At 66.3% G+C, this 16,060-nt stretch carries 11 protein-coding genes; 6 read left to right on the top strand and 5 right to left on the bottom strand.

Annotation, left to right across the window (positions count from 1 at the left end):
• Positions 1-55: 55 nt before the first annotated feature.
• Positions 56-640 carry a Fe-S biogenesis protein NfuA gene (gene nfuA / locus CR917_RS15150; RefSeq protein ID WP_058540345.1) on the top strand — a complete coding sequence of 195 codons (585 nt, stop codon included), beginning with the start codon at positions 56-58 and terminating at the stop codon, positions 638-640.
• 220 nt (positions 641-860) lie between these two features.
• On the opposite strand, the gene CR917_RS15145 is transcribed toward nfuA, so the two are convergent.
• From CR917_RS15145 to CR917_RS15125, 5 genes are all read right to left on the bottom strand, one after another.
• Positions 861-2,285 (bottom strand): efflux transporter outer membrane subunit, encoded by a 1,425-nt coding sequence (locus CR917_RS15145; protein ID WP_043864075.1) that lies wholly within the window; start codon positions 2,283-2,285, stop codon positions 861-863.
• On the bottom strand, positions 2,282-5,461 hold the full coding sequence (locus tag CR917_RS15140) for an efflux RND transporter permease subunit (RefSeq protein WP_054914324.1): 3,180 nt from the start codon (positions 5,459-5,461) through the stop codon (positions 2,282-2,284). The genes CR917_RS15145 and CR917_RS15140 overlap by 4 nt, the downstream gene beginning before the upstream one ends.
• Positions 5,462-5,473: 12 nt before the next feature.
• Positions 5,474-6,706 (bottom strand): multidrug efflux RND transporter periplasmic adaptor subunit MexE, encoded by a 1,233-nt coding sequence (gene mexE, locus CR917_RS15135; protein ID WP_043864073.1) that lies wholly within the window; start codon positions 6,704-6,706, stop codon positions 5,474-5,476.
• A gap of 198 nt (positions 6,707-6,904) precedes the next feature.
• Positions 6,905-8,218: an MFS transporter gene (locus CR917_RS15130; RefSeq protein ID WP_104572569.1), complete on the bottom strand. Its 1,314-nt coding sequence runs from the start codon at positions 8,216-8,218 to the stop codon at positions 6,905-6,907.
• A gap of 70 nt (positions 8,219-8,288) precedes the next feature.
• Positions 8,289-9,599: an L-fuconate dehydratase gene (locus CR917_RS15125; RefSeq protein WP_043864071.1), complete on the bottom strand. Its 1,311-nt coding sequence runs from the start codon at positions 9,597-9,599 to the stop codon at positions 8,289-8,291.
• 101 nt (positions 9,600-9,700) lie between these two features.
• Between CR917_RS15125 and CR917_RS15120 the strand changes: the two genes are divergently transcribed.
• The 5 genes from CR917_RS15120 to CR917_RS15100 all read left to right on the top strand — a co-directional run bounded on the left by CR917_RS15120 (position 9,701) and on the right by CR917_RS15100 (position 16,041).
• Complete coding sequence (locus CR917_RS15120; RefSeq protein WP_054914325.1) at positions 9,701-10,648, top strand: LysR substrate-binding domain-containing protein; 948 nt, start codon at positions 9,701-9,703, stop codon at positions 10,646-10,648.
• A 38-nt stretch (positions 10,649-10,686) separates the two neighbouring features.
• The gene (locus CR917_RS15115) at positions 10,687-11,658 is read left to right on the top strand and encodes a LysR family transcriptional regulator (protein ID WP_043864069.1); all 972 of its coding nucleotides are present in this window, start codon (positions 10,687-10,689) and stop codon (positions 11,656-11,658) included.
• A 158-nt stretch (positions 11,659-11,816) separates the two neighbouring features.
• Entirely contained in the window at positions 11,817-13,367 is a 1,551-nt protein-coding gene (locus tag CR917_RS15110) for a UxaA family hydrolase (RefSeq protein ID WP_043864068.1), read from the top strand.
• A gap of 36 nt (positions 13,368-13,403) precedes the next feature.
• A complete protein-coding gene (locus CR917_RS15105) occupies positions 13,404-14,990 on the top strand; it encodes an aldehyde dehydrogenase (NADP(+)) (RefSeq protein WP_104573182.1) in 1,587 nt (528 codons plus the stop codon).
• On the top strand, positions 14,983-16,041 hold the full coding sequence (locus CR917_RS15100) for an Ldh family oxidoreductase (RefSeq protein ID WP_054914328.1): 1,059 nt from the start codon (positions 14,983-14,985) through the stop codon (positions 16,039-16,041). Before CR917_RS15105 ends, CR917_RS15100 begins: the two co-directional genes overlap by 8 nt.
• The last annotated feature ends 19 nt before the right edge of the window (positions 16,042-16,060 follow it).

Genomic DNA, 16,060 nt, shown 5'->3' with positions numbered 1-16,060 from the left:
CTTTGTTCGCCGGCCGTGTTGGCGTAAACTGCGCACAAGTCTGTGAGGAACTTACATGAGCGCCATAACGATTACCGACGCCGCGCACGATTACCTGGCCGATCTGCTGGAAAAGCAGAATACCCCAGGCATTGGCATTCGCATTTTCATTACCCAGCCGGGTACGAACTACGCCGAAACCTGCATTGCCTACTGCAAGCCAGGTGAAGAAAAGCCGGAAGACGAAGCGGTGGGGCTCAAGTCCTTCACCGCCTACCTGGATGCGGTCAGCATCCCGTTTCTGGAAGATGCGGTGGTGGACTACGCCACCGACCGCATGGGCGGCCAGTTGACCATCAAGGCGCCGAACGCCAAGGTGCCGATGGTCAATGCCGACAGCCCGATCAACGAGCGCATCAACTACTACCTGCAAACCGAGATCAACCCGGGGCTGGCCAGCCACGGCGGTCAGGTCAACCTGATCGAAGTGGTCGAGGACGGCATTGCGGTGCTGCAGTTCGGCGGTGGTTGCCAGGGTTGCGGCCAGGCCGACGTTACCTTGCGCGAAGGCATCGAGCGCACCTTGCTCGAACGCATTCCGGAGCTCAAGGGCGTGCGTGACGTGACCGACCATTCGCAGAAAGAAAACGCCTACTACTAAGCAGTTGTAGCGTTCTGGCGGGCCCCTTCGCCGGCAAGGCCGGCTCCTACAGGTTTACCGTGACCTGTGTAGGAGCCGGCCTTGCCGGCGAAGGGGCCCGCTGCATTTCAAGGGCCAAGAAGGCCGATGTGCCGGCGAAGAGGCCCGCAAGGCCACAAAAAAAAGCCCCGCCAATGGCGGGGCAAAGTGGTCGGTGCTAACCAACCAAAGGAGCTCTGAATCAGTTCGCCGCAGCCACGCTGTCGGTCTGCCAGCCACCACCGAGTGCCTTGTAGATCGCCACGATCCCGCGATACAGGTCCACCTCGCCCAACGCCTGCGCGTCCTCGGCAGTAAGCCGTTCACGCTCGGCATCCAGCAGCACCAGGTAATCCACCGTACCTTCACGGTAACGAATCGACGCCAGGTCCGCGGCCTTGCGGCTCGCCTCGCTCTGGCGCAGCAGCGCCATCAGCCGTTGCTGACGCTTGGCGTAATCGCTGAACGCATTCTCCGACTCTTCCAACGCCAGCAGCACCTGCTGCTCATAGGTCGCCAACGCACCCTCGGCCTCGGCATTCGCGCCGCGCAGACGCGCCCGCACACTGCCCAGGTCGAACGCCGCCCAGGTGATGCTCGGGCCCAGTGCCCACGCCTGCGCCGCACTCGACCCCAACTGCGAACCACGCCCTGCGGTAAAGCCCAGGAAGCCGCTCAGGCTCACCCGCGGGAACAGGTCGGCCGTGGCCACCCCCACATTCGCCGTGGCCGCCGCCAGCTGGCGCTCGGCACTGCGCACATCCGGGCGACGCTTGAGCAGTTCGCCCGGGTCGCCAATCGGCAGGGCCTTGGCAATCGCCGGCAACTGCGCCGGCGACAGGTCGACACTCAATGCATCCGGCCGCTGCCCCAGCAAGGTGGCGATGCGGTTGCGCGCACGCACCTGCTCGGCCTGCAGCTGCGGCACGCTGGCCTCTACCGCCGCCAGGCGCGCATCAGCGCGCACCACGTCCAGTTCGTTGCCAACCCCCGCATCACGCAGGGTTTCGGTAATGCCGCGCGAATCCTGCTGGGTCTTGAGGTTGGCCAGGGCTATCTTCTCGCGCAACTGCGCACCGCGCAGTTGTCCATAAGCATCAACCAGCTCGGCAATCAGGCTCACCTGCAATTGTTGCAGGTCGGCCTGTGCCGCGGCCTCCTGCGCCTCGCTGGCTTCCAGCTGGCGCTGAATGCGGCCGAACAGGTCAAGCTCCCAGGCCATGTCCAGGCCCAGGTCGTAGCGCTCGCTGTTGACCCGGCGGTCGGTCTGGCCAGGTATCTGACCCTTGCCCAGGTCGCTGCTGGCGCGGCTGGTGACGGTGGGCAGCGCATCGTTGCTCACATCGTCACGGATCGCCCGCGCCGCCTTCAGGCGCGCAAACGCCACGCGCAGCTCGCGGTTGTCGGCCAGCGACTGGCTCACCAGCTGGTTGAGGACCGGGTCGTCGAACTGACGCCACCAGATCGCATCGAAGCGGGTGCGGTCGAAGGCCGCCTTGGCCTCCTGCGCATCGGCCGCCGCCAGGTGCGCGGCGTCGGTGTGCGGGGCCTGGTAGTCCGGGCCGACCGCACAGGCGGCCAGGGCCAGCACCAGCAGGCTCGGTGCCCACAGTTTCAAGTGGTTCATGCCTGGTTCTCCAGCTGCAGCTGGCGGGCCGCCTTGCGGGCCTCGCTGCGCTCTACATAACGACGGATCAACACAAAGAACACCGGGGTCAGCAACAGGCCGAAAATCGTCACCCCGATCATCCCGGAGAACACCGCCACACCCATGGCATGGCGCATTTCGGCGCCGGCCCCGGAGGAGAACACCAGCGGCACCACACCCATGATGAAGGCGAACGAGGTCATCAGGATCGGGCGCAGCCGCAGCCGGCAGGCTTCCAGCACCGCAGCCAGCGGGTCGAGCCCTTCGGCCTGCTTGTCCTTGGCGAACTCGACGATAAGAATCGCGTTCTTGCACGCCAGCCCCACCAGTACGATCAGGCCGATCTGGGTGAAGATGTTGTTGTCGCCACCGGACAGGATCACCCCGGTAATGGCCGACAGCAGGGTCATCGGCACGATCAGGATCACCGCCAGCGGCAGGCTCCAGCTCTCGTACTGGGCAGCCAGTACCAGGAACGCCAGCAGCACGCACAGCGGGAACACGAACAGCGCGGTGTTGCCGGCCAGGATCTGCTGATAGGTCAGCTCGGTCCATTCGAAGGTCATGCCGTTGGGCAGCTCTTCCTTGAGCAGTTTTGCCATGGCCTGTTCGGCCTGGCCGGAGCTGTAGCCGGGTGCTGCGCCACCGTTGATCTCGGCGGTGATGAAGCCGTTGTAGTGCATCACGCGGTCCGGCCCGGAGGTGTCGCTGACCTTGATGAAGGTCGCCAGCGGGATCATCTCGCCCTGGTTGTTGCGCACCTTGAGCTGGCCGATCTGCTCGGCATCCAGGCGGAACTGCTGCTCGGCCTGCACGTTGACCTGGTAGGTACGGCCAAAGCGGTTGAAGTCGTTGGCGTACAGCGAGCCCAGGTAGATCTGCAGGGTGTCGAAGATATCGTTGATCGCCACACCGTGGGTCTTGGCCTTCTCACGGTCGATGGCGGCATCCACCTGCGGCACATTCACCTGGTAGCTGGTGAACAGCCCGGCAAGCTCCGGCACGTTGTGGCTCTTGGCGATGATGTTCTGGGTTTCCTTGTACAGCGCCTCGTAGCCCAGGTTGCCACGGTCTTCGATCTGCAGGCGGAAACCGCCGATGGTACCCAGCCCCTGAACCGGTGGTGGCGGGAAGATCGCGATGTAGGCTTCCTGGATGTCGGCGTACTGCGCGTTCAACGTGGCGGCAATCGCCGCGGCCGACTGGCTGGGGTCCTTGCGCTGGTCGAACGACTTGAGTGCGACGAACACGATGCCGCTGTTGGGGCTGTTGGTGAACCCGTTGATCGACAGGCCCGGGAAGGCGATGGAGTCGGCCACACCCGGTTGCTTGAGGGCGAACTCGCTCATCTTCTTGATGACCGATTCGGTGCGGTCAAGGCTGGCCGCATCCGGCAGTTGCGCGAAGGCCACCAGGTACTGCTTGTCCTGGGCGGGCACGAAACCGGTCGGGGTGGCGGCAAAGCCCATCCAGGTCAGCACCATCAGCCCGGCGTACACGAACAGGGCGATGCCGCTGCTGCGGATCACGCGGCCCACGGTGCCCACGTAGCCATGGCTGGCACGCTCGAAGAAGCGGTTGAACGGCTTGAACAGCCAGCCGCCGAGCAGGCGGTCGAGCAGTTTCGAGAAGCGGTCCTTGGGGGCGTGATGGCCCTTGAGCAACACCGCAGCCAGCGCCGGCGACAGGGTCAGCGAGTTGAACGCCGAGATCACCGTGGAAATCGCGATGGTCAAGGCGAACTGCTTGTAGAACTGCCCGGTCAGGCCGGAGATGAACGCCGCCGGGATGAACACCGCGCACAGCACCAGCGCGGTGGCGATGATCGGCCCGGTCACTTCGCTCATGGCGCGCTTGGTCGCCTCCAGCGGGTTGAGCCCCAGCTCGATGTTGCGCTCCACGTTCTCCACCACCACGATGGCGTCGTCCACCACGATACCGATGGCCAGCACCAGCCCGAACAGCGACAGCGCGTTGAGCGAGAAGCCGAACAGGTGCATCACCGCAAAGGTGCCGATCAGCGAGACCGGTACCGCCACCAGCGGGATGATCGAGGCGCGCCAGGTCTGCAGGAACAGGATCACCACCAGCACCACCAGGATCAGCGCCTCGAACAGGGTGTGCACCACCGCTTCGATCGAGCCGCGCACGAACACGGTGGGGTCATAGACGATGCTGTAGTCCATGCCCTCGGGGAAGTCCTTCTTCAGCTCGGCCATCTTGGCGCGTACTTCGTCGGAGATCTCGATGGCGTTGGAGCCAGGGCGCTGGAAGATCGGGATCGCCACCGCCGGCTGATTGTTGAGCAGCGAACGCAGGGCGTACTGGCTGGAGCCCAGCTCCACCCGGGCGATGTCCTTGAGGCGGGTGATTTCACCGTCGGCGCCGGAGCGGATGATGATGTTCTCGAATTCCTCTTCGCTCACCAGGCGGCCCTGGGTGTTGACCGACAGCTGGAAGCTGGTGGCCCCGGGGGCGGGCGGCGAACCGAGCTGGCCGGCGGCCACCTGGCGGTTCTGCTCGCGAATGGCAGCCACCACGTCGCTGGCAGTCAGGTTGCGCGAGGCGGTCTTGTTCGGGTCCAGCCACACGCGCAGCGAGTAGTCGCCCATGCCGAACAGCTGCACGTCACCCACGCCACCCAGGCGAGCCAGCTCGTCCTTGATGTTGAGGATCGCGTAGTTGGACAGGTAGAGCATGTCGTAGCGGTTGTCCGGCGAGGTCAGGTGCACCACCATGGTCAGGTCGGGCGAGGCCTTGTCGACGGTGATACCGATACGCGTGACTTCCTCGGGCAGCTTGGGCTGGGTGCGGGTCACTCGGTTCTGCACCTGCACCTGCGCGTTGTCCAGGTCGGTGCCCAGGGCGAAGGTGATGGTCAGGGTGATCTTGCCGTCGGCGGTGGACTGCGAGGACATGTACAGCATGTTCTCTACACCGGTGATGGCCTGCTCGAGCGGCGCGGCCACGGTTTCGCCGATCACCTTGGGGTTGGCGCCGGGGAAGTTGGCGCGCACCACCACGGTGGGCGGTACCACCTCGGGGTATTCGCTGATCGGCAGCTGGAACAGCGAGATGCTGCCGGCGATCAGGATCAGCAGCGACAGCACGGCGGCGAAGATCGGCCGGGTAATGAAGAACTGGGAAAAATTCATCGGTCTGGTCCCTTAACCGCGTGGTGCCGCGGCACTGGCGAGCTTGACCGTGACCGGCTTGCTCGGGGTGCTGGCTTCCAGGGCCTGGCGTTGCTGGGCGAGGGCGGCGAGGGTGGTATCGCTGGCCATCGGGGTTTCTTCAGGGCTGACCGGCGAGCCAGGGCGTACACGCTGCAGGCCCTTGACCACGATGCGGTCTTCCTTGCTCAGGCCGCTGCGCACGATACGCAGGCCTTCGAGTTTGGGGCCCAGCTCCACGGCGCGGTAATCGGCCTTGTTGTCCTTGTCCATCACCAGCACGAACTTCTTGCCCAGGTCGGTGCCCACGGCCTCGTCGTTGATCAGCACGGCCGAATAGGTGGCGCTGCCGACCAGTTTCAGGCGCGCGTACAGCCCGGGGGTGAACTGGCCGTCGCTGTTGTCGAACACCGCGCGACCGCGAATGGTGCCTGTCTTGGGATTGACCTGGTTGTCGACGAAGTTCATCTGGCCCAGGTGCGGGTTGCCGGTTTCGTTGGACAGGCCCAGGTACACCGGGGTGCTCTGGCCGCGCTGGCCGTCGCGGGCCAGCTGGGTGTACTTGAGGTACACGCGCTCGTCGGCGTCGAAGTAGGCGTAGACCTTGTCGGTGGACACCACGCTGGTGAGCGCGGTGACATCGGCGGTGACGATGTTGCCGGCGGTGAACTCGGCGCGGCTGACACGGCCGCTGATGGGCGCGGTCACGCGGGTGAAGCTCAGGTTCAGCCTGGCCAGGTCCAGTTGCGCCTGGATCGCGGCCACCCCGGCGCGGGCTTCGGCGGCGGCGCTGGTGCGCGACTCGGCGAGTTCGGCGGAAATCGCATTGCTGCTGCGCAGGCGCTCGCCGCGCTGGGCTTCGGTCTGGCTGCGGGTGGCGGTGGCGCGGGCTTGTTGCAGTTGGGCTTCAAGTTGGCGTACCTGAGCCTGGAACGGGCGCGGATCGATCTGGAACAGCAGGTCGCCTTTCTTGACCTGGGCACCTTCGGTGAAGGCTACCTGGTCGATCTGGCCGGAAACGCGCGGGCGTACTTCGACGGTTTCGGGGGCTTCGAGGCGGCCGGTGAACTCGTCCCATTCGTTGATGGGCTGCTCCAGCACCTTGGCCACCGTGACTTTCGGCGCACCGGGCGCTTGCGGGGCCTCCGGGGTACGACCACAGGCACTCATCACCACCAGTGCCAGGGCAGCAAGGGGATAGCGCAAGGGTTTGAGTGAGTGTTCCATGGATAGATCCGCCAATGTATTGAGAGTGGGCGGATTCTGCGATTTGTAACTATTAACAACGAATCGAATGGGGCGAAGGTAACTATCATTCGGAATGATATGAACACCATCGCGGGTCAAGCCCGCTCCTACAGGGACCGCGATGATCCTTGTGGGAGCGGGCTTGACCCGCGATGCAGGCAGCGCCGATTCGAGATGTCAGGCCTGAACCTTCTCCTCCTGCCCCTGACGCAACCGCGTGCTGATCAGCGCCGCCAGCACCAGCAGGCCGGCGATCACCCACAGCCCGTTGCGCGTGCTGCCGGTGGTCTGCTCGATCAACCCCATCACCGACGGCCCGACGAACCCGCCGAACAGCCCGCACATGGTCACGAACGCCAGCCCCGCCGCCAGTGCACTGCCGCTCAAGCGGCTGGACGGGAACACGAAGATGATCGACTGCACCACGAACAGCATCAGCGCCGTCAGCGAAAAGCCCACCAGCCCGATGAACGAGTTGGAGAACGAGGCAATCACCAGCCCCGCCGCCATGGTCAGCAAGCCGAAGAACATGATCATCCGGCAGCGGGTGGGGGTGGTGGCCAGGCGCGGGAAGGTCGCGGCGCCAATGGCGGCGGCAATCCACGGTACCGAGGTCAGCAGGCCGATCTGGAACGGCGACAGGTTGCCATAGGTGCCGATGATGCCCGGCAGAAAGAAGATCACCGTGTAGATGGTGATCTGGTGCACGAAGTACACCGCGATCGCCAGCCAGATCTGCTTGTCGCGAAACATCTGGCTCAGGCGGGTCTGTGGCGGCGCGGCGGCTTTTTCGGCGCTCAGGCGCTGCTCGATGTCGCGCTTGTCGGCCTCCGACAGCCATTTGGCCGAGGCCGGCCCGTCAGGCAGTTTCTTCCACACCACATACGCCAGCGCCACCGCCGGCAGGCCTTCGATCACGAACAGCCACTGCCAGCCATGCCAGCCCAGCAAGCCGTCCATCTGCAGCAACGCACCGCCCAGCGGGCCGCTGAGGATGTTGGCCAGGCACACGCCCAGCAAAAAGTAACCGGTGGCGCGTGCCCGCTGTTCGCGGTCGAACCAGTAGGTCAGGTACAGCATCACCCCCGGGAACAGCCCGGCCTCGGCCACGCCCAGCAGCAGGCGCATGATGTAGAACGAGGTCTCGCCCTGCACGAACGCCATGCCCGCCGACAGCAGGCCCCAGGTGATCATGATGCGGGTGATCCAGAAACGTGCGCCCACCCGGTGCATGATCAGGTTGCTCGGCACCTCGGCCAGCGCGTAGGTCAGAAAGAACAGCCCGGCGCCCAGGCCGTAGGCAGCGGCCGACAGCCCCAGGTCGATGCCCATGCTGGCCTTGGCCAGGGCAATGTTGGTGCGGTCCAGAAAGCTCATCACGTAGACGATGACCAGCAGCGGCAGCAGTTTGCGCAGCAGCAGGCTGTTCAGGCGTTGTTCGGCAGGCACGGCGGGCGCGGCCGCCGCTGTCGCGGTATTGAGGATTGTCATTATTGTTAACCCCGGTATTGATGGTGCGGCCCGCCAACGCGCAGGGCGCGGCGGCGGGCTTGGGTGTCGATCAGGTGCGGGCGATGTCCAGCCACACCGGGCCGTTCGGGTACTGGTAGCGCTCCAGGGTGTCGGCGTGCATCTCGATGCTGTAGCCGGGGCGCAGCGGTGGCATGTAGCGGCCGCGGCGGATCACCACCGGGTCGATGAAGTGCTCGTGCAGGTGGTCGACGTATTCCAGCACGCGGTTGTGCAGCGAGGCCGAAACGCCGATGTAGTCGAACAGCGCGATATTCTGCACGTATTCGCACAAACCCACACCCCCGCCATGCGGGCACACCGGCACGTCGTACTTGGCCGCCATCAGCAGCACGATCAGCACCTCGTTCAGCCCGCCCAGGCGCGCCGCGTCGAGCTGGCAGAAGTCCAGCGCACCGGCCTGGAACATCTGCTTGAACATCACCCGGTTGTGGCAGTGCTCGCCGGTGGCCACGCCGATCGGCGCGATGCGCTGGCGAATGGTGGCATGGCCGAGGATGTCGTCGGGGCTGGTCGGCTCCTCGATCCACAGCGGTGCGAAGGCGGCCAGGCGGCGCATGTTCTCGATCGATTCGTCCACGCCCCACACCTGGTTGGCGTCCATCATCAGGGTGCGTTCCCAGCCCAGCTCGTCACGCAGGATGCCGGCGCGGCGAATGTCGTCTTCCAGGTTGGCGCCGATTTTCTGCTTCACGTGGGTCCAGCCATCGGCCACGGCCTCGCGGGTCAGCTGGCGCATCTTCTCTTCGCTGTAGCCCAGCCAGCCCGGTGCGGTGGTGTAGCCCGGGTAGCCTTCGCGCAGCATCTGCGCCTCGCGCTCGGCCTTGCCCGGCGCATTGCGGCGCAGCAGGGCGATGGCTTCCTCGGGGGTGATCACGTCGGTGACGTAGCTGAAGTCCAGGCAGCGCACCAGCTGCTCGGGGCTCATGTCGGCCAGCAGCTTCCACACCGGTTTTTCTTCGTGCTTGGCCCACAGGTCCCACACGGCATTGATGATGGCCGCGGTGGCGAGGTGGATCACGCCTTTTTCCGGGCCCAGCCAGCGCAGCTGGCTGTCGCCCACGGTGAAGTTGTGCCAGAAGGCGCCCATGTCGGCGGTGATCTCTTCCAGGGTCAGGCCCACCACCATCGGTGCCAGCGACTGGATCGCGGCCACGCAGATCTCGTTGCCGCGGCCGATGGTGAAGGTCAGGCCGTGGCCTTCCAGGGGGCTGTCGGTGTGCAGCACCACGTAGGACGCCGAATAGTCCGGTGCGCTGTTCATCGCGTCGGAGCCGTCGAGCGACAGCGAGGTAGGGAAACGGATATCGCGAACGCTCAGGTGGGTAATTCGAATGCTCATGGCGGGCTCTTGTTCTCGGTGACCACTTGGAGACCCGACTGTAGGTTGCCGAGCGATACGTGCATAATCGCGGTTTCCTAACCAGGGATACCGAATTCGATATGTCTGCGAGCCCTGAAGCCGATCCGCTGCTGCCACGCAGCCTCGGCGCGCTGAAAATTTCCAGCCGCCAGATCACCTTGCTCAACGCCCTGGGCGAGTTCGGCAACCTGCGCCGCGCCGCAGCGGCCATGCACACCACCCAACCGGCGGCGAGCCTGCTGTTGCAGCAGTTGGAGGAGCGCCTGGGCGTACGCCTGTTCGAGCGCCTGCCCCGGGGCATGCAGCCCACCCTGTATGGCGAGGTGATGATCCGCTATGCCCAGGGCGCGCTGCACGAGTTCGAGCACGCCCAGGCGCAGATCGCCGAACTGGCCCGCGGTGCCATGGGCCTGGTGCGGGTGGGCACGGTGATGGGCCCGGTGCCGCGCCTGCTGACCGGCGCGGTGCTGGCCTACAAGCGCGACCACCCCAAGGTGCGCATCAGCATCGAGGTGGGCACCAGCGACACCTTGCTGCCGGCGCTGCTGCGCGGCGACTTCGACGTGGTGCTCGGGCGCCTGCCCGACCAGGGTGACAGCCAGGACCTGGACATCGAGCTGTTCGACATCGGCGAGCAGATGCGCGTGATCGCCAGGGCAGGGCACCCGCTGGCCGGCGCCGCAGCGCTGCAACTGGCCGACCTGGTCAGCCTCACCTGGATCCTGCACCCGCTCGGCAGCCCCATGCGCCGGCGCGTGGAAAGCGCGCTGCAGGCCGGCGGCATGGTGCAGTCGCTGGACATCGTCGAGACCGCCTCGATCCTGGCCACCACCGCCATGCTCGAAGCCTCCGACATGATCGCGGTGGTGCCCAACGACGTGGCCGAGCATTATGCGCGCTATGGCATGGTCGCCATCCTGCCGGTGGAGCTGCCCATCAGCATGGTCAACCTGGGCCTGCTGACCCTGCGTTCGCGCCCACGCTCGGTGGCGCTGAACACCCTGCTGCATTACCTGCGGGCGCAATGACATGACCTGCGCCGCCATCTTCAGGAGGCACTGAGCCGATGCCCTCGGACATTACCCATTCCAGCTTCTGCAACTGGGTGCGCTTCAAGCACCTGGTGCTGATCGACACCCTGGCGCGCACGCGCAACATGCACGCCACCGCCTCGCGCATGAACCTCAGCCAGCCGGCCCTGAGCAAGATGCTGCGCGACCTCGAGGAGCAGTTCGGCTTTGCCCTGTTCGAACGCCTGCCGCGCAGCATGCCGCCCACCGAGCTGGGCGAGTACGTGGTGCGCTATGCGCAGAACGCGCTGGCCGACTCGCACACCTTCGTCGACCAGGTCAACCGCCTGCGCAAGGGCGGCCACGGCTTCATCAAGGTGGGCGGCATCTTCGCCGCCACCTCGGTGGTGCTGCCCCAGGCCATTGCCGCGATCAAGGCGCGCAGCCCGCTGCTGTCGATAGAAGTGGTGGAGCAGTCCAGCGACTACCTGCTGGCGATGCTCGAACAGAACAAGCTCGACCTGATGATCGGGCGCTTCACCGAACCGCGCTTCGCCCAGTTGTTCGACTTCCAGGCACTGGAGCCCGAGCCCTTCTGCCTGGTGGTCAACAGCAGCCACCCGCTCAACCAGCTCGAGATCACGCCGCTGGAGGCCCTGGGCGACTGGCCGTGGGTGCTGTACCCGGTCGGCACGCCGATCCGCGACCGCCTGGAGCGGGCGTTTCGCGCTGCCAACATCGCCACCCCCGCCGACAGCGTGGATACCATCTCGATGCCGATGTTCCTGCAACTGCTGCAGTCGGGGCCGATGATCGCCATGCTGCCGCGCTCGATGGTGGCGGCGCAGCTGGCCAGCGGTCAGTTTCGCGAGCTGCAGACCCCGCTGCACCTGGCACCGCTGGAGTACGGCATCATCACCCGCAAGGACCAGCCGCTGACCGGCTCGGCGCAGGTGTTCGCCGATATCCTGCTGGACTTCGCCCGCCAGCGCCGTCAGGCCGAGGGTCATAAAACGATCTATAAATGAAACGAGAATTCGCACTTCGATAACCCAGGGTTATCGCTTGATCGGATCATCTCATTGGGAATACGCCGGCCGGCTCCTTACAGTTGGTGCAGATTCGCCCGCACAAGACGGGCGTGATGCCATAACAAGAAGCTTGCCGTAGCGCCCTGAGAGGTCCCATGCACCTGATTGCCAGAACCCGCAGCAGCGAAGACCCTGCGGTCATCCGCCTCAACCCGCTGGACAACGTGCTGATTGCCCGCCAGGTGCTGCCCGAGGGCCTGCACCTGGACGCCGAGGCGGTCACCGTGCGCCAGTCGATCCCTTCGGGGCACAAGGTGGCCAGCCAGCGCGTGGAGCAGGGCGAGGCGCTGCGCCGCTATGGCCAGATCATCGGTTTTGCCTCGCAGCCCATCGAGGCCGGCGAACACGTGCATGTGCACAACGTGGAGATGGGCGACTTCGCCCGTGACTACGCCTTTGGCGAAGACGCCCACAGCGTGCCGGCCAGGGAAGCCTTCTTCGAAGGCATCGTGCGCGCCGACGGGCGGGTCGCCACCCGCAACTACGTGGGCATCCTGACCTCGGTGAACTGCTCGGCGACCGTTGCCCGTGCCGTGGCCGACCATTTTCGCCGCGATATCCACCCCGAGGCGCTGGCCGACTACCCCAACGTCGATGGCGTGGTGGCCCTGACCCACGGTGCCGGTTGCGCGGTCGATCCCAGCGGCGAAGCCCTGGGCCTGCTGCGCCGCACCCTGGGCGGCTATGCCGTGCACCCCAACTTCGCCGCCGTGCTGATCATCGGCCTGGGCTGCGAGACCAACCAGATCGAAAGCCTGATGCAGACCCAGGGGCTGACCGCCGGCGCCCAGTTGCGCGCGTTCACCATCCAGGGCATTGGCGGCACCTCCAAGACCATCGCCGCCGGTATCGAGCAGGTCAAGGCGCTGCTGGCCGACGCCAACCAGGTGCGCCGCGAGCCGGTCAGCGCCCGGCACCTGATCGTGGGCCTGCAATGCGGCGGTTCCGACGGCTATTCGGGCATCACCGCCAACCCCGCGCTGGGCAATGCGGTAGACCGCCTGGTGGCTGCGGGCGGCACCGCGATCCTGTCCGAAACCCCGGAAATCTACGGCGCCGAGCACCTGCTGACGCGCCGTGCGGTCAGCCGCGAAGTGGGCGAGAAGCTGATCGCGCGCATCCACTGGTGGGAAGACTACTGCCAGCGCATGAACGCCGAGCTCAACAACAACCCCTCGGCCGGCAACAAGGCCGGTGGCCTCACCACCATTCTCGAAAAATCCCTGGGCGCCGTGGCCAAGGCCGGCTCCAGCAACCTGGTGGACGTGTACCAGTACGCCGAGGCCGTGCGCGCCAAGGGGCTGGTGTTCATGGACACCCCCGGCTACGACCCGGTGTCGGCCACCGGCCAGGTCGCCGGCGGCGCCAACCTGATCGCCTTCACCACCGGTCGCGGTTCGGCCTACGGCTGCGCCCCGGCGCCGTCGATCAAGCTGGCCACCAACAACCGGGTGTTCGAGCACCAGGAAGAAGACATGGACGTGAACTGCGGCGGCATTGCCGACGGTTCCACCAGCATTGAAGAACGCGGCGCCTACATCTTCGAACAGATGCTGCGCATCGCATCGGGCCAGCGCAGCAAGAGCGAGCAACACGGCTACGGGCAGAACGAGTTCGTGCCGTGGCAGATCGGCGCCGTGACCTGATTGACCTTTCCGCACCCTTATAGAGGCGAAATGCACATGAGCTTTTCCGGACACAACTTCATCGCAGGCCAGCGCAGCGCCCTGGGCGACACACTGGTCTACAGCGTCGACGCCCACACCGGCGAACGCCTGCCGGGCGGTTTCCACCAGGCCACCCTGAGCGAAGTCGACAGTGCCGTTGCCGGTGCCAGCGCGGCCTTCCCGGTGTTTCGCAGCCTGCCGGCCGTGCGCCGGGCCGAATTTCTCGACGCCATTGCCGATGAACTCGACGCCCTGGGCGAGGACTTCGTGGCGCTGACCTGCCGCGAAACCGCGCTGCCAAGCGCACGCATCCAGGGGGAGCGCGGTCGCACCAGCGGCCAGATGCGCCTGTTCGCCAAGGTGCTGCGCCGTGGCGACTTCTACGGTGCGCGCATCGACCAGGCGCTGCCCGAGCGCACGCCGCTGCCACGTCCGGACCTGCGCCAGTACCGCATCGGCGTGGGCCCGGTGGCGGTGTTCGGCGCCAGCAACTTCCCGCTGGCATTCTCCACCGCTGGCGGCGACACCGCCGCAGCGCTGGCAGCCGGTTGCCCGGTGGTGTTCAAGGCCCACAGTGGCCACATGGCCACTGCCGAGCGCGTGGCTGAAGCGCTGCTGCGTGCGGCCGACAAAACCGGCATGCCTGCCGGCGTGTTCAACATGATCTTCGGTGGCGGGGTGGGCGAGGCGCTGGTCAAGCACCCCGGCATCCAGGCCGTGGGCTTCACCGGTTCGCTCAAGGGCGGCCGTGCCCTGTGCGACATGGCGGCGGCGCGGCCGCAGCCGATCCCGGTATTTGCCGAGATGTCGAGCATCAACCCGGTACTGGCGCTGCCGCAGGCACTGGCCAGCCGTGGTGCGCAGATGGCCAGGGAACTGGCCGCCTCGGTGGTGCAGGGCTGTGGCCAGTTCTGTACCAACCCGGGCCTGGTGCTGGGCATCCGCTCGCCGGCCTTCACCACCTTCATCGAGCAACTGGGCGGCCACCTGGCCGAACAGGCGCCGCAGACCATGCTCAACGCCGGCACCCTGGCCAGCTATGGCAAGGGCCTGCAGGCACTGCTGGCGCACCCCGGCATCCAGCACCTGAGCGGCCAGGCACAAGCCGGCAACCAGGCCCAGCCGCAGCTGTTCGGCGCCGATGTCAGCCTGCTGCTGGAACACGACGAGTTGCTGCAGGAAGAGGTGTTCGGCCCCTGCACCATCGTGATCCAGGTGGCCGACGACGCCGAGCTGCTGCGCGCCGTCAGCGCCCTGCGTGGCCAGCTCACCGCCACGCTGCTGGCCGACGGTGACGACCTGCCGGCCTTCGCCCAGCTGTTCGGCGTGCTCGAAGACAAGGTCGGCCGCGTGCTGGTCAACGGCTACCCCACCGGTGTGGAGGTGTGTGACGCGATGGTGCACGGCGGCCCGTACCCGGCCACCTCCGATGCCCGCGGCACCTCGGTCGGCACCCTGGCCATCGACCGCTTCCTGCGCCCGGTGTGCTACCAGAACGTGCCCGACGCGCTGCTGCCGGACGCCCTCAAGGACGCCAACCCGCTGGGTATCCAGCGCCTGGTCGATGGCCAGTACAGCCGCCAGGGCCTGGGCGATGTCTGAAGCCCGGCGCTACGACACGGCCACGCTGACCCGGTTCGTCGAACAGTTGTTCGAGGGTGCCGGGGCCGACGCCGAGGTGGCCCGGGTGGTGACCCGCGTGCTGCTCGAGGGCGAGCTGCTGGGGCACCGCACCCACGGTCTGAACCTGGTCAGCCGCTATGTCGGTGGCGTACAGCGCGGTGAGGTCAAGGCACGTGCCGCCGACCTCGAACACCTGCAGGGCAGCGGCATCGCCACGCTGTTCGACGGCCACTACGTGCTGGGCCCGTACTGCGTGGAGCGTGCCCTGGCATGCGCCGCGCAGGGTGCCCAGGCGCAGGGTATCGGCATCTCGGTGGTGCGCCGTGCCTCGCACATCGGCTGCCTGGCGGCCTACCTCAAGCCCTACACCGACCGTGGCCTGGTGGCCCTGCTGTATTCCTCCGACCCGTCGGTGGGGCTGGTGTGCGCCCAGGGCGGCATCGACCCGATCTACACCCCCAACCCGATTGCCGCGGGTATTCCGACCCAGGGCGAGCCGATCCTGCTGGATGTGAGCATGTCCAGCGTCACCCTGGGCCTGGTGGGCCAGTGCCGCGATGCCGGCACCACCTTGCCTCACGCCGTGCTGATGAGTAACGACGGCACGCCGAGCAACGACCCGCGCGACTTCTTCACCACGCCCCAGGGCAGCCTGCTGCCATTGGGCGGGCAGGCCTTCGGGCACAAGGGCTTTGCCCTGGCCCTGCTGGTCGAGGCGCTGACCTCGGGCCTGGCCGGGCACGGGCGCAAGGACGCGCCGCAGCAGTGGGGCGCCTCGGCCACCGCAGTGGTGATCGACCCGCGCTTCTTCGGCGGGCTTGAGGCCTTTACCGCCGAGAGCAGCTTCCTTGGCCAGTTGGTGCTGGCCAGCCGTCCGCTCGACCCGCAGCGCCCGGTGCGCCTGCCGGGCCAGGCCGGGCTGAAACTGCGCGAGCAGGCGTTGCGCGAGGGCCTGGGCCTGTCGCCGGCGGTGCTCGATGCGCTGAACCAGACCGCTGCGCAGTTGCAACTTGCGCCGCTTTCGCAATGACCGACCACCACAACAAGAG

Source organism: Pseudomonas sp. BRM28, assembly GCF_002939405.1.
In the GTDB taxonomy this organism is placed as follows: domain Bacteria; phylum Pseudomonadota; class Gammaproteobacteria; order Pseudomonadales; family Pseudomonadaceae; genus Aquipseudomonas; species Aquipseudomonas palmensis.
Note: the sequence above shows the minus strand (reverse complement) of the source record. Positions and strands in the feature narration are given on the sequence as shown.

Coding starts and splice junctions, on each gene's coding strand:
- nfuA (WP_058540345.1), top strand. CDS start 56: ATGAGCGCCATAACGATTACCGACGCCGCGCACGATTACCTGGCCGAT.
- CR917_RS15145 (WP_043864075.1), bottom strand. CDS start 2,285: ATGAACCACTTGAAACTGTGGGCACCGAGCCTGCTGGTGCTGGCCCTG.
- CR917_RS15140 (WP_054914324.1), bottom strand. CDS start 5,461: ATGAATTTTTCCCAGTTCTTCATTACCCGGCCGATCTTCGCCGCCGTG.
- mexE (WP_043864073.1), bottom strand. CDS start 6,706: ATGGAACACTCACTCAAACCCTTGCGCTATCCCCTTGCTGCCCTGGCA.
- CR917_RS15130 (WP_104572569.1), bottom strand. CDS start 8,218: ATGACAATCCTCAATACCGCGACAGCGGCGGCCGCGCCCGCCGTGCCT.
- CR917_RS15125 (WP_043864071.1), bottom strand. CDS start 9,599: ATGAGCATTCGAATTACCCACCTGAGCGTTCGCGATATCCGTTTCCCT.
- CR917_RS15120 (WP_054914325.1), top strand. CDS start 9,701: ATGTCTGCGAGCCCTGAAGCCGATCCGCTGCTGCCACGCAGCCTCGGC.
- CR917_RS15115 (WP_043864069.1), top strand. CDS start 10,687: ATGCCCTCGGACATTACCCATTCCAGCTTCTGCAACTGGGTGCGCTTC.
- CR917_RS15110 (WP_043864068.1), top strand. CDS start 11,817: ATGCACCTGATTGCCAGAACCCGCAGCAGCGAAGACCCTGCGGTCATC.
- CR917_RS15105 (WP_104573182.1), top strand. CDS start 13,404: ATGAGCTTTTCCGGACACAACTTCATCGCAGGCCAGCGCAGCGCCCTG.
- CR917_RS15100 (WP_054914328.1), top strand. CDS start 14,983: ATGTCTGAAGCCCGGCGCTACGACACGGCCACGCTGACCCGGTTCGTC.